Raw genomic sequence first — 13,223 nt, 5'->3', positions numbered from 1 at the left:
CAGTCTCCCTGGCTTGCCGGATCACGGTCCCGCGCCCTCGCGCGGGACCGGACGGCCTGTGTCGTCGGTCGTGTGGGGAAAGGCTCAGGCGGCCTTGCCGAGCGCCTGCAACTGCTGCTCGAAGGCCCAGTCGAGCCAGGGCAGCAGCGCCTCGACATCGGCCTGCTCCACCGTGGCGCCGCACCAGATGCGGAAGCCGGACGGCGCGTCGCGATAGGAGCCGATGTCATAGGCGACACCGGCGGCCTCGAGCGCGGTGGCCATCGCCTTGGCGAAGCCGGCCTGCTGCCCGGCATCGAGCCCGGCGACGCGCGGATCGACGATCCGCAGGCAGACGGAGGTGTTGGAACGGGTCGCCGGATCGCTCGCCAGGAAGTCGACCCAGCCGGTGCGCGCGACCCAGTCGGCAATGGCGCCGGCATTGCCGTCCGCACGGGCGATCAGTGCGTCAAGGCCGCCGATCTCCTTCGCCCATTTCAGCGCGTCGATATAGTCCTCGACGCAGAGCATGGACGGCGTGTTGATGGTCTCGCCCTTGAAGATGCCCTCGATCAGCTTGCCGCCCTTGGTCATGCGGAAGATCTTGGGCAGCGGCCAGGCCGGGGTGTAGCTCTCCAGCCGCTCGACCGCGCGCGGGCTGAGGATCAGCATGCCATGCGCCGCCTCGCCGCCCAGCACCTTCTGCCAGGAGAAGGTGACGACATCCAGCTTGGCGAAGTCCAGCGGCTGGGCGAAGGCGGCCGAGGTGGCGTCGCAGATCGTCAGGCCGTCACGGTCGGCCGCGATCCACTCGGCATCCGGCACGCGCACACCGGAGGTCGTGCCGTTCCAGGTGAAGACCACGTCGCGCGCGAAATCGACGGTGGAAAGATCGGGAAGCGCGCCATAGGGCGCCTCGATGACCCGCGTGTCGGCCAGGCGCAACTGCTTGACCGCATCGCTCACCCAACCGGAGCCGAAGCTCTCCCAGGCCAGCAGGTCGACGCCGCGCGGGCCGAGCAGCGTCCACATGGCCATCTCGACGGCGCCGGTGTCGGACGCCGGAACGATGCCGATGCGATAGTCCGCCGGCACTTGCAGGATTTCGCGGGTAAGCTCGATTGCCTCGGCGAGCTTGGCCTTGCCCGGCTTGGCGCGGTGGGAGCGGCCGAGCGGCGCATCGGCGAGCGCCGCGGCCGACCAGCCGGGACGTTTCGCGCAAGGACCGGAGGAGAAACGGGGATTTTCCGGCCGAACGGCCGGTTCTGCATGCTGCGTCATCTGACTACCCTTCCAGATAGGTGCTCCTCGTTGGGGAGGAGTGTCCCGCTGACGGAGATAGCCGAACCGCGTGTGGCCCGCAAGCGGTCAAAACGACGGAGCCGGTTGGGGGCCCCGATCGAAGGCAAGAGCAGAACGCACAGGACCGGGCACAAGGCCCGGTCCCATGATTGTCTCGACTGTCCATGGCAGCCACCCGCGGCGCCATGCCGCGGAGGGCGGTCCGATCAGTATCGGGCGACGATCGGCTCCGGCATGAAGGTCGGGCCGGAGTTGAACGTGTAGCGCATGCCGACCCGGAACTCGTGCGCGGCAAGATCCTGGTAGCGGATCTTGTAGGACGGATTGGCGCCGCCCGTGCTGAAGCTCTTGGTGTAGGCATTGCCGATGTTCAGGTAGCGGTAGCCGGCGTCGATCGCCCAGTTCGGCGTCAACTCATACGACCCGCCCGCCATCAGCGCCCAGGAGAAGTTCCAGGTGCTGCCGCCCGGATACTTGCCGGAGGCGCCGTCCGGATTGAGGAACTTCACGTCGCTGGCGGTGACGTAGGACGTACCGATACCGCCGCCGACATAGGGCGTGAAGCCGGCCCAGGTGCCGAGGTCGACATAGCCGTTGACCAGGAAGGTCAGGACGTCGATCTTCGCCGTCTCCTTGGAGAACCCGCCAATGCCGGGGCCGCCGCACGGCGCCGGGCACGGCGCATAGCCGGTGACCTTGGCCGGAAACTCGTAGTCGACCGTCACGTCGGCGCGCAGATAGTCGCTGAACTTGTAGCCGACGCCGGCACCGATCATGCCGGTGCGGGCCATCTTCTCGTTCCGGAAGTGCAGCGGCCCGTAGGCAACGCTCGGGGTCTGGTAGATCTTGTAGCCGATGTCGCCACGCAGATACCAACCTCCCGTCACGACCGGCACCTGCGGAACATGCTCGATCACCGGGATCGGCATATCCGCTGCGTGGACGGCTGACGAGACGATCATCGCGACGCCAGCCAGGCACATTTTCTTGATTTGGCTGCTCATGTCTCGGTCCTCGTAAGTGCGTCCGTACAGTCTTCGTTTGCCGGCCGCGCACGTGAAACACGAGGCTAGATTTGCCGAAAATGCTTAAGGTGGGCTTAACCGTAAAATTTAACCGTGTTTTTTTACGTTAATGAAGAGTAAACAAAAGAAGAGAGAAATTGCGATAAGCAACAGTCTCCCCGCATCTTTGCAGACTGTTAACCATACGAAAGGGCCGCCTCCTTTCGGAAAGCGGCCCTTGCAGCTTGGCGAGCAGAACGACCGTTCGGCGTCAGGCGGCGGCGCGCGCCACCGCCGCGGCGATCCGGTCGACGACCCCGGTCAGCACATCCTCGTTGTCCGCCTCACCCATCACACGGATCAGCGGCTCGGTGCCGGACGGACGGATGAGCAGGCGGCCGCTGGTGCCGAGCGTCTTGCGGCCATCCTCGATGGCCTGCTGCACGCCCGGATCGTCCAGCGGCGTGGCTCCGGAATAGCGGACATTGCGCAGGATCTGCGGCACCGGATCGAAGCGGCGGCAGACCTCGGAAACCGGCCGGCCGAGCTTGGACACGCAGGCCAGCACCTGCAGCGCCGCGACAAGGCCGTCGCCGGTGGTGGCGAAGTCGGACAGGACGATATGGCCCGACTGTTCGCCGCCGACATTGTAGCCGTGCTGGCGCATGTGCTCGACCACATAACGGTCGCCGACCTTGGTGCGGGCAAGCGTCAGGCCGAGGCCACCAAGATACCGCTCCAGCCCGAGATTGGACATCACCGTGGCGACGATGCCGGAGGCCGCCAGGCGCCCATCCTCCAGCCAGGACTGGGCGACCACCGCCATCAACTGGTCGCCATCGACCACCTTGCCGTTCTCGTCGACGATGATCACCCGGTCGGCATCGCCATCGAGCGCGATGCCGATGTCGGCGCGCACCTCATGCACCTTGCGGCACAGGGCATCGGTGTCGGTGGAGCCGCATTTCAGGTTGATGTTGTAGCCGTCCGGATCGACGCCGATGGCGATCACCTCGGCGCCGAGTTCCCACAGCACTTCGGGGGCGACCTTGTAGGCAGCGCCATTGGCGCAATCGACGACGATGCGCAGGCCGGCAAGGCTCATCTCCCGCGGCAGGGTGCGCTTGGCGAATTCCACATAGCGGTCGCGCATGCCGTCGATGCGCTTGGCCCGGCCGAGATCGGAGGGAGAGGCAAGTTGCCGCGACAGGTCCTGCTCGATCAGCTTCTCGATCTCGCTTTCCGCCTCGTCGGAGAGCTTGTAGCCGTCGGGGCCGAAGAACTTGATGCCGTTGTCCTGGTAAGGATTGTGCGAGGCGGAGATCATCACGCCGAGATCGGCACGCACGGAGCGCGTCAGCATCGCCACCGCCGGCGTCGGCATCGGCCCGAGCAGCAGCACGTCGAGACCGACCGCCGTGAACCCGGCGACCAGCGCATTCTCGATCATGTAGCCGGACAGGCGCGTGTCCTTGCCGATCACCACCCGGTGGCGGTGCGAGCCGTTGCGGAACGACAGACCGGCGGCCATGCCGACCTTGAGGGCGATGTCCGGGGTCATCGGCGCACGGTTGGCCGTGCCGCGAATGCCGTCGGTTCCAAAATACTTGCGCGTCATGTCGACCCTGTCTTTTGCGGCGGGAGGCCAGCCGGTTCGGCCGGTCGGCACATCGGCCTGCGTCCGCGTGTCGGCCGCGCCGGCCTGTGGCCGGTCCCGTGTCCCAAGCGCGGCACGAACTCCAGCCCGGCCGGCGGTTCCTCCATGTAGCACCAAGCTGCCAGAAAGGAGTTCAAAATTTGTTTTCGTTCGTTACAGCCGGCAAGGCCGCGCGGGATCGCACCGCCGCATGAAAACGGCCCGGCAGTCGCCTGCCGGGCCGTTTCGCGTTAACGGGAGGATGGCCGCGGGCCGTCAGCCGCGCAAGGATCAGCCCTGCGGCTGCGGCTCCATGCCGCCGGTCGGAGCATCGCCCTCGCCGCGCCGCTTGGCGCCGGTCTTCGGCACCGCCGAGGCGCGCGCCGTCGGCTGGTCGTCGTCGGTCTCGCGCACAGGCGGCTTGCCGTCGAGCAGGTCGCGGATCTCGTCGCCCGACAGCGTCTCGTATTCGAGAAGACCGTTGGCGATGATGTGGAGCTGATCCTCGTGCTCGGACAGAACGCGCTTCGCCGTCTCGTAGCCGGTGTTGACGAAGGCCTTGATCTCCGCGTCGACAATGCGCTGGGTGTCTTCCGACACGTGCTGGCTCTTGGCGACCGAATGGCCGAGGAACACCTCTTCCTGGTTCTCGCCATAGAGCAGCGGACCGAGCTTGTCGGACATGCCGAACTGGGTCGCCATGGCCCGCGCCAGACGGGTCGCCATCTGGATGTCGCCGGAGGCGCCCGAGGTCACCTTCTCGTAGCCGAAGATCATCTCCTCGGCGACACGGCCGCCCATCGCCACCGCAAGGTCGGCCTTGCACTTGGCGCGGGTCAGCGACACCTGGTCCTTCTCCGGCAGGCGCATGACCATGCCGAGCGCGCGTCCGCGCGGGATGATCGTCGCCTTGTGGATCGGATCGGACGCCGGCATGTGCAGCGCCACCAGCGCGTGGCCTGCCTCGTGATAGGCGGTGAGCTTCTTCTCTTCCTCGGTCATCACCAGGGTGCGGCGCTCGGCGCCCATCATCACCTTGTCCTTGGCGTCCTCGAACTCGGCCATGGTCACCAGCCGCTTGCCGCGGCGGGCCGCCAGCAGCGCCGCCTCGTTGACCAGGTTCATCAGGTCGGCACCGGAGAAGCCGGGGGTTCCGCGCGCCAGCGTGCGGACATTGACGTCCGGCGCCAGCGGCACCTTGCGCATATGGACCTTGAGGATCTTCTCGCGGCCGGTGACATCCGGGTTCGGCACGACGATCTGCCGGTCGAAGCGGCCCGGGCGCAGCAGCGCCGGGTCAAGCACGTCCGGACGGTTGGTCGCCGCGATGATGATGACGCCCTCGTTCGGCTCGAAGCCGTCCATCTCGACGAGCAACTGGTTCAGCGTCTGCTCGCGCTCGTCATTGCCGCCGCCCAGGCCGGCGCCGCGATGGCGGCCGACCGCGTCGATCTCGTCGATGAAGATGATGCAGGGCGCGTTCTTCTTCGCCTGCTCGAACATGTCGCGGACGCGGCTGGCGCCGACGCCGACGAACATCTCGACGAAGTCGGAGCCCGAGATGGTGAAGAAGGGCACGTTGGCTTCGCCGGCGACGGCGCGCGCGGTCAGGGTCTTGCCGGTGCCCGGAGGGCCGACCAGCAGCACGCCGCGCGGAATGCGGCCGCCAAGGCGCTGGAACTTCTGCGGATCGCGAAGGAACTCGACGATCTCCTGCAGGTCTTCCTTGGCCTCGTCGATGCCGGCGACATCCTCGAAGGTGACGCGGCCATGCGCCTCGGTCAGCAGCTTGGCCTTCGACTTGCCGAAGCCCATTGCCTTGCCGCCCGAGCCCTGCATCTGGCGCATCACGAAGATCCAGATGCCGAGGATGATCAGCATCGGGAACCAGGAGATCAGCGCGCCGAGCAGCGAGAAGCTCTCCTGCGGCGGACGGGCGATGATGCGCACGTCCCTGGAGCGCAGCAGCTCGACATATTCGCCGGCCGATTCGGGCGCATAGGACTGGAACGCACCGCCGCTGTTATAGGTGCCGATGATCTGCTGGCCCTGGATCGTCACCTCCCGCACATCGCCCTGCTCGGCCTGGTTCAGGAACTGGGAGAAGGGGATGTCGTTCGTCACCGTGCGCTGTCCCGGGCTCTGGAAGAGCTGGAACAGGGCGATCAGCAGCAGGCCGATAATCACCCAGAGGGCAAAATTGCGAAAATTGGTGTTCATGAGCGGTTCCTTCACCGCGACATGGCGGCGGTCTGCGCTGGATAGACGTTCTTTAAGGCCAAGATAGGTCCGCCGAAAGGGGCTGCCAAGGCGACGATGGAGATTCGCACGCAACAGGTCTCGTTTTTCTTAAAAATCTTCGACAGCGAACGGATTGGCGGCAAGTTCCGCCCGCCGCAGGCTTTCTTCCGGCCCAAAGGGAACCAGTCGGATCCGTGCGGGCGGCGTTCCGGCAAGGCCGGGACAATAGGCCGCATCGCCCGGCCCGAGCAGCAGGGGCGCGGCGGCGAAGGCCGGCGCGGGCCAGTCGCCCGCCGCCTTGCGGTCGATCCCGTGCTCCGAGAGCGTCCCCAGGGGCACGACACGAACCGTTTCGCCCCGCTCCGCCTCCAGCAGGAAGCGCCGGTCGAAGACGGCCCGGCCGGGGCCGCGCAGCGTCACCGGCGCAACTCCGCCCCGCCCCGGCTCGCGCCAGAAGACGATCTCGCCGCCGCGCCGGCGCGCCACCACGCCGGACAGTGTCGACTGGATCTCGGCATGTCCCGCCAGACGCTCCACCAGCCCCTCCAGCCGGGCGAGACGCGGCGGATAGGGCTCGCCGCCGGTCGCGGCCAGCAGCCTGGCGAAGAGGCGCAGCAGGCTCTCGCGCGGCAGGGCGGCGATCGCCTCCAGCCGCAGCCGCACCGGGCCGGCCGGATGGCGCAGGAGACCGGCGGCCAGCGCCGCGTCGACCTGCGCGTCGATGGCGGCCGCCGCCGAGGCCAGCCGCCCGGCGGTGGCGGCAAGCGTCGCGGCATCGAGCCCCTCTCGGGCCAGCGCCGGCATCAGGCGGCGCAGGCGGGTGCGCGCATAGGCCGGATCGTCATTGGACGGGTCTTCGGCAAAGGCCTCGCCCGCCGCCCGGCAGGTGGCGACGAGGCTGGCCTTGGAGACGGCGAGCAGCGGCCGCAACACTTCGACGCAGGTCCCCTCCCCGTCGTGCCAGAGGCCCCGCGCCGGCATCGCCGCAAGGCCGTAGACACCGCTGCCGCGACCAAGGCGCAGCAGCAGCGTCTCGGCTTGGTCATCAAGATGATGGGCGAGCACCAGCGCCTCGGCGCCGAGCTCTGCACTGGCCTCGACAAGCAGGGTCCGGCGCAGGTCTCGCGCCGCCGCCTGGCGATTGGCGGAAGGCTTGGGCGCTCGCGATGTCAGGACCCGGCAGGCAAGGCCGAGCCGGTCGCAAAGCTGCGCCACGGCACGGGCCTCATGCGCCGCTTCGGGACGCAGGCCATGATCGACGGTCAGGACGTGAATGTCGGGAGGGGCGGTCCTGCGCGCGCGCCAGGCGGCGACAAGCAGCAACAGGGCCGTGGAATCGGGGCCGCCGGAAACGCCGAGGGCGAGCGAGCGAAACGATGTCAGCGGTGCAAGGAGGGCGTCGGCCTGCGTCTCGCAGACGGGCCGCGCGCGGTCAGACGCAGCCACCGCTCTGCTGCTGGGCCTGGGCTTCGGCACGGATCGAGGTCGGCGCGCCCGGATACTTGGTCAGGAGTTCGCTGAAGGTGGCGCAGGCCGCGTCCTTCTGGCCGATCCCCTTCAGCGACAGGCCGAGCTTCAGCAGGCTGTCGGTGACCTTCGAACTGTCGGGATAGTCGGTATAGCTCTTCAGGAAGGCGTCGGCCGCATCGCGGTACTGCTTGCGGGCATAGAGGCTCTCGCCAAGCCAGAACTGGGCATTGGCCGCCAGCGGATCGTTCGGATGGTCCTGCAGGAAGCGCTTGAACCCGGCCTCCGCCCCGGCATAGTCGCCGGCCATGATCATCGAATAGGCGCCGTCATAGTCGCCGCGCGGCGATCCGCCGGACGGGACCGCCGCCATCTCGAATGTCTCCCGCGGCTGGCCGCCGGAGACGCCGGGGGGCAGGCTGTCCTGCCCTCCGCCGCCGGCAAATCCGCCCGGTTCGCTGGCAAAGCCGCCCGTGCCCGACTGTCCGCGCGCCAGGGCCGAGAGGTCGAGCGGGCCCGCCCCGAGCCCTGCCGTCTCCTCCTGCTCGTAGCCGCCTTCGGCGCCGAACTCGGCATCGCCCGATCCATCGACGGAGAGTTGGCCGAGCGTGCCGGTGGCAGGGCCGTAGCTCTCGCCACCGCCCTGCAGGCCGGCCAGACTGCCGGCCTCTCCGCCCCCGGTATCGGAGCGCTTGCGACCGCCCTGCTCCAACTGCTGGAAGCGGTACTCGTTGTCCTCCTGCATCCGCTGGAGCTGCTCCTGCAACTGTCGGATCTGGTAGGTAAGCTGCTCGATCTGGCCGGTCAGGCTCCGCACCTGCTCCTCGACCTGGTTGACCCGCACCGCCGCGTCGCCGTCGTTGCGCGACCCGAAAAGCTGGGCCGACGCCGACTGCGGCAGTGCCAGGAGCACCACCAGCGCGAAGACGCCGGGTAGAATTCTGAACGCCATGGGTTTCAATCGCTTCATGCCTGTCCTCCGCCCGTGCGGCAGACGGGCGACCGCCCGTCCGTCCGCCTGAACGCAATAGCACAGGGCGCCGCGACTTCGGCCAAATTTTGACGCGGGCCAAGGCATGCCGTCGCAACGCCTCGCCTAAAACAAAGAGCGGCCGCAGCGGTTTCCCGCCCGGCCGCCCCGAAGGCAGATAGATCGTTGCCGAGGCGCTGTCGCGCCGATCAGCTTCCGGCGTTGTCGAGCACGGTCACGCCGCGACGGTTCTGCGTCCAGCAGCTCTCGTCGTTGCAGACCGCGACCGGACGTTCCTTGCCGTAGGAGACCGTCTTGATCCGGTTGCCCGGGATGCCGCGCGCGACAAGATAGTTGCGCACCGCGTCGGCGCGCCTTGCGCCCAGCGCGATGTTGTACTGGCGCGTGCCGCGCTCGTCCGCATGGCCCTCGACCGTGACCGTGTAGCGGGCATAGCTGCGCAGCCACTGAGCCTGCTTGTCCAGCGTCGCCGTCGCCTGCGGCGTCAGCGTCGACTGGTCCTCGTTGAAGAAGACACGGTCGCCGACATTGACCACGAAGTCCTGGCCGCTGCCGGGCTGGACGTTGCCGGTCAGGCCGTCCGGCTTGGTCTGCGCGCAGGCGGCGAGAAGCATCGCGCCCACAACGACAGAAGCAATGCGCGCGCTTCGGCTACGCATTCCGAGATTGATCATCAAACACACTCCTGATCCCCACCACCCCGACAGGGTAAACGCTTCTACAGCGAAACCGGTTAAGCGCGCGTTCATCAACATGGTTAACGAACTCTTGCGCGCCACAGACGCAAGGGTTGTTCAACCCTAGCGGCTGGCTCCTATTCCAGCAAGGGCGACCACGCCGGATCCGACGCGAAGGCCGGCGTCGGCACCCGCTGCTCGTTGTAGCCGGTCAGATCCACGGTCCAGAGCTGCGGACCGCCCGTTGCGCCCGGCGTGTCGCGGAAGAACACCAGGACGCGGCCGTTCGGCGACCAGGCAGGCCCCTCGTTGTGATAGCCCTCGGTGAGGACGCGCTCGCCGGACCCGTCCGGCCGCATGACGCCGATCATGAAGCGGCCCTGATGCATCTTGGTGAAGGCGATCAGATCGCCGCGCGGCGACCAGACCGGCGTCGAGTAGCGGCCCGGGCCGAAGCTGATGCGCTGCGGATTGCCGCCATTGGCCTCCATCACATAGAGCTGCTGGGTGCCGCCGCGGTCGGACTCGAAGACGATCCGGCGTCCGTCCGGCGAATAGGACGGGCTGGTGTCGATCGCCGGCGTGTTGGTCAGCCGCGTCGTGCGGCGCGAGCGCAGGTCCATCTCGAAGATGTTGGCATTGCCGCCCTGCTGCAGGCTCATCGCCACCCGCTGGCCATCCGGCGAGAAGCGCGGGGCGAAGGTCATGCCCGGGAAGTTGCCGACCATCTCGCGCTGCCCGGTCTCGATGTTGAGCAGATAGACGCGCGGGTCGGTGCCCGCATAGGCCATGTAGGTGACTTCCTGGCGCGAGGGCGAGAAGCGCGGCGTCAGCACCAGTTCGTTGCCATTGGTCAGGTAGCGGACATTGGCGCCGTCCTGGTCCATGATCGCCAGGCGCTTGACGCGCTTGTCCTTGGTTCCGGTCTCGTCGATGAAGACGATGCGGGTGTCGAAATAGCCCTTCTCGCCGGTCAGGCGCTCATAGATCGCATCGGCGATGATATGGGCCATCCGCCGCCAGTTGTCGGCAGTGGTGTAGAATTGCTGGCCGAGCATCTGCTGGCCGGCAAAGACGTCCCACAGGCGGAACTCGGCGCGGATACGGCCGTCCGACTGCCGCTCGATGGCACCGACCACCAAGGCCTGCGCGCCGATCGGGCGCCAGGAGGCGAATTGCGGCGGCGTGTTCACATCGACATTGGTCTCGATGAAGCTTGCCGGATCGAGCGGCCGGAACAGGCCGGACCTGGCAAGGTCGGCCTTGATCACATCGGTGATCTGCGAGGCAAGCTGCGCCTCGCCGCCACGCCCTGCAAAAGCCGGCAGGGCGATGGGCAGCGGCTCGATATTGCCCTGGGTGATGTCGATCTCGATCACCGCCGATGCGCGCTCGGCCGGAAGCAGTCCGAAGCTCCAGATCACCGCCGCAAGCAGCAGGGCAGTGATCCGCAAGCCCGAGCTTGCAATGCTGGCAGATGCCTGTCTGATCATCCTCTAGGCTCCGTCGGTCCTGTGTCGCGGCGCACCGCGAAAGCGGATGTGCCGTGTCCCGGCCCATCCGTTGCGTGAGAATTCGTCATTTTCGCGTCCCTTGCGAATCTTGGCATATCCGCAACGGTCGTGGGATGTCCCGATCCATGCTCAGCCGCCGAGCAGTTCGCGCGGATCGAAATTGATGATCACTTCCCGCCAGGCATCGTATTTCGCCGCCGGCAGGGAATAGGGAGCGCAGCGCAGCACCGCCCGGCGCGCACTCTCCGCCGCGATGCCGAAGGACGGGTTGTTGCTGGAATTCATGATTTCCGGACGCTGGTCCACCTCGCCGCCCGGGGTGAGGAACACCTTGAGGCGGACATTGAGGTCACCCGCGCCGGCCGCGCCGGCCGGCGGGTTCCAGCAGCGCGAGATCTGCCCGCGCAGCGCGTCGATCTCCGACTGGCTCATCGTCACGCCACTCTGCCCCTGGCGGCTGCCGAGCGAGGCCGGCTGCGTCGAATTCGAGCTCGCCCCGCCCGCCGGCTCGACCTTGTTGAGCAGGGCGGCGATCTCGTTCGGATTGAAATTCTCGCGCGGCCGCTCGCGCTGCGGCTGCGCCGGCGGGGTCGGCTTGGAGCGCGGGCGCACGGTCGGCGGCGGCGGCGTTTCCGCCACTTTCTTCTCGGGCTCCGGGGCCGGGGTCGGCGCCGGCTCGGGCTCCGCCTTCGGCGCGGGAGGCTCGGGCGCCACCGGCTGCGGCTGCGGCTCGGGCGGCACGGGACGCTCGGGGGCGGGCGTCGGTTCCGGCGTGGGGGCGGGCGTTGGCGCGGGCGTTGCCTGGTTGGGACGCTTGGCCTCGGTCTCGGCCGGCTTCTCCTCCGCCTTCGGCTGCTCGACGGGCTTTTCGGTCGGCCGCGTCGCCTCGACCTCGCGCACTTCGGCCGTCTTCTCGCCGATGCGCAGGCGGGTCAGTTCGGAGACGGGCACCAGATCGACAGGCAGGCTGTCCACCGGCGCGATCTCGAACGGCTTCGCATCGGGGAAGGACATCACTCCCCAAAGCAGCACGGCCAGATGGCCGGCAGTCGATGCGATGAGCCCGACACGCATGGGCCTACTGCTGCTCCTCGAGCGTCACGAGGCCGATCCGCTTGTAGCCGGCCGCGCTGATCCGCCCCATCACCCGCATGATTGTGCCGTAGTCGGCGTTCTGGTCGCCGCGCACGAAGATCCGCTCCTCGTAGCCGGCGCGCGCGATCGCCTCCAGTTTCGGCACCACTTCCTCGGCGGCGATTTCCGTCTCCTGGATATAGATCCGCCCATCCGCGGCCACCGAAATCGTGATCGGCTCGGTGGCGCCTTCCATCGGGCTCGCCTGCGTCTCGGGCAGGTCGAGCGGCACGCCGACGGTGAGCAGCGGCGCCGCGACCATGAAGATGATCAGCAGCACCAGCATCACGTCCACGAAGGGCGTGACGTTGATCTCGCTCATCGGCTGGCTGCGCCTGCGGCGCCGCCGTCTGCCGGTGTCCTCGGGCGCCGCGCCGCCGGCGGACTGCATGCCCATGGGGTCAGCTCCTCTCGTCGATCTGACGCGACAGGATGGCGGAGAACTCGTCGGCGAACCCTTCCATCCGCGCGGCCAGCTTGCCGGCATCCGCCGACAGCTTGTTGTAGGCGATCACCGCCGGAATGGCCGCGAGCAGGCCGAGCGCGGTCGCAAGCAGCGCCTCGGCGATGCCAGGTGCGACGACGGCAAGGTTGGTGTTCTTGGAGGTGGCGATCGCCTGGAAGCTGGTCATGATGCCCCAGACCGTGCCGAACAGGCCGATGAACGGGGCGGCCGATCCGACGGTCGCCAGCACCAGCAGCCGTGCCTCCAGCCGTTCCGCCTCGCGGGCGATGGTCACGTCCATCACCCGGTCGATGCGCTGGCGCAGGCTGGCGATCGCCGGCCGCGCGCCCTCGTGGCTGCGTTTCCACTCGCGCATCGCGGCGATGAACAGCGCCGCCATCGAGTGGTTCGCCCGCCCCGACAGAGTCCGGTAGAGCTCCTCAAGCGACTGGCCGGACCAGAACACCGTCTCGAAGCGGTTCATCTGCCGCTTCGTGCGCGCGAACAGCAGCCACTTGTCGACGATGATCGCCCAGCACCAGATCGATGCCACGACAAGGCCGAGCATCACCAGCTTGACGACGAGATGCGCCTGCAGGAACAGCGCGAAGAAGGACATGTCGCCCTGCGGTGCCGCGAGGGTCGTTTGTGCAAGTTCCACGGGATTCATCTAATTCAGGACCTCTTGCCCGATTCCATTGGCGCACATGCCGGATCGGTTGCCGGTTGCCCGTATCGATCGGGCCAGTCGGTTGTCCGCTGATCGACCGCCTCAATGACGAGCGATTTTGGCGAAACTGGGACTGTTTCCGCCGATAACCTGCGGCATTAAG

At 67.6% G+C, this 13,223-nt stretch carries 11 protein-coding genes; all 11 read right to left on the bottom strand.

Annotation, left to right across the window (positions count from 1 at the left end):
- Nucleotides 1-84: 84 nt before the first annotated feature.
- Nucleotides 85-1,260, bottom strand: coding sequence for a phosphoserine transaminase (locus P2PM1_RS01975; protein ID WP_186388424.1), 1,176 nt, complete (start codon nucleotides 1,258-1,260; stop codon nucleotides 85-87).
- 227 nt (nucleotides 1,261-1,487) lie between these two features.
- Entirely contained in the window at nucleotides 1,488-2,285 is a 798-nt protein-coding gene (locus tag P2PM1_RS01970; protein ID WP_186388425.1) for an outer membrane protein, read from the bottom strand.
- A 271-nt stretch (nucleotides 2,286-2,556) separates the two neighbouring features.
- On the bottom strand, nucleotides 2,557-3,903 hold the full coding sequence (gene glmM / locus P2PM1_RS01965) for a phosphoglucosamine mutase (RefSeq protein ID WP_186388426.1): 1,347 nt from the start codon (nucleotides 3,901-3,903) through the stop codon (nucleotides 2,557-2,559).
- 309 nt (nucleotides 3,904-4,212) lie between these two features.
- The gene (gene ftsH / locus P2PM1_RS01960; RefSeq protein ID WP_186388427.1) at nucleotides 4,213-6,141 is read right to left on the bottom strand and encodes an ATP-dependent zinc metalloprotease FtsH; all 1,929 of its coding nucleotides are present in this window, start codon (nucleotides 6,139-6,141) and stop codon (nucleotides 4,213-4,215) included.
- Between the two features lie 129 nt (nucleotides 6,142-6,270).
- Nucleotides 6,271-7,608 (bottom strand): tRNA lysidine(34) synthetase TilS, encoded by a 1,338-nt coding sequence (gene tilS, locus P2PM1_RS01955; RefSeq protein ID WP_186397964.1) that lies wholly within the window; start codon nucleotides 7,606-7,608, stop codon nucleotides 6,271-6,273.
- The gene (ybgF, locus tag P2PM1_RS01950; protein ID WP_208985164.1) at nucleotides 7,595-8,599 is read right to left on the bottom strand and encodes a tol-pal system protein YbgF; all 1,005 of its coding nucleotides are present in this window, start codon (nucleotides 8,597-8,599) and stop codon (nucleotides 7,595-7,597) included. The genes tilS and ybgF overlap by 14 nt, the downstream gene beginning before the upstream one ends.
- A gap of 209 nt (nucleotides 8,600-8,808) precedes the next feature.
- A complete protein-coding gene (gene pal, locus P2PM1_RS01945; RefSeq protein ID WP_186388429.1) occupies nucleotides 8,809-9,294 on the bottom strand; it encodes a peptidoglycan-associated lipoprotein Pal in 486 nt (161 codons plus the stop codon).
- A gap of 140 nt (nucleotides 9,295-9,434) precedes the next feature.
- Nucleotides 9,435-10,790 (bottom strand): Tol-Pal system beta propeller repeat protein TolB, encoded by a 1,356-nt coding sequence (gene tolB / locus P2PM1_RS01940; RefSeq protein ID WP_186388430.1) that lies wholly within the window; start codon nucleotides 10,788-10,790, stop codon nucleotides 9,435-9,437.
- Nucleotides 10,791-10,940: 150 nt separating this feature from the next.
- Complete coding sequence (locus P2PM1_RS01935) at nucleotides 10,941-11,885, bottom strand: cell envelope biogenesis protein TolA (RefSeq protein WP_186388431.1); 945 nt, start codon at nucleotides 11,883-11,885, stop codon at nucleotides 10,941-10,943.
- Nucleotides 11,886-11,889: 4 nt separating this feature from the next.
- Nucleotides 11,890-12,342, bottom strand: a complete 453-nt coding sequence (gene tolR / locus P2PM1_RS01930) for a protein TolR (RefSeq protein WP_208984932.1) — start codon at nucleotides 12,340-12,342, stop codon at nucleotides 11,890-11,892.
- A gap of 4 nt (nucleotides 12,343-12,346) precedes the next feature.
- Complete coding sequence (gene tolQ / locus P2PM1_RS01925; RefSeq protein WP_186397963.1) at nucleotides 12,347-13,060, bottom strand: protein TolQ; 714 nt, start codon at nucleotides 13,058-13,060, stop codon at nucleotides 12,347-12,349.
- Nucleotides 13,061-13,223: the final 163 nt, after the last annotated feature.

This window comes from Stappia sp. P2PMeth1 (genome assembly GCF_900185735.1).
Classification (GTDB): Bacteria; Pseudomonadota; Alphaproteobacteria; order Rhizobiales; family Stappiaceae; genus Stappia.
This window is presented reverse-complemented; position numbering and strand designations above follow the sequence as displayed.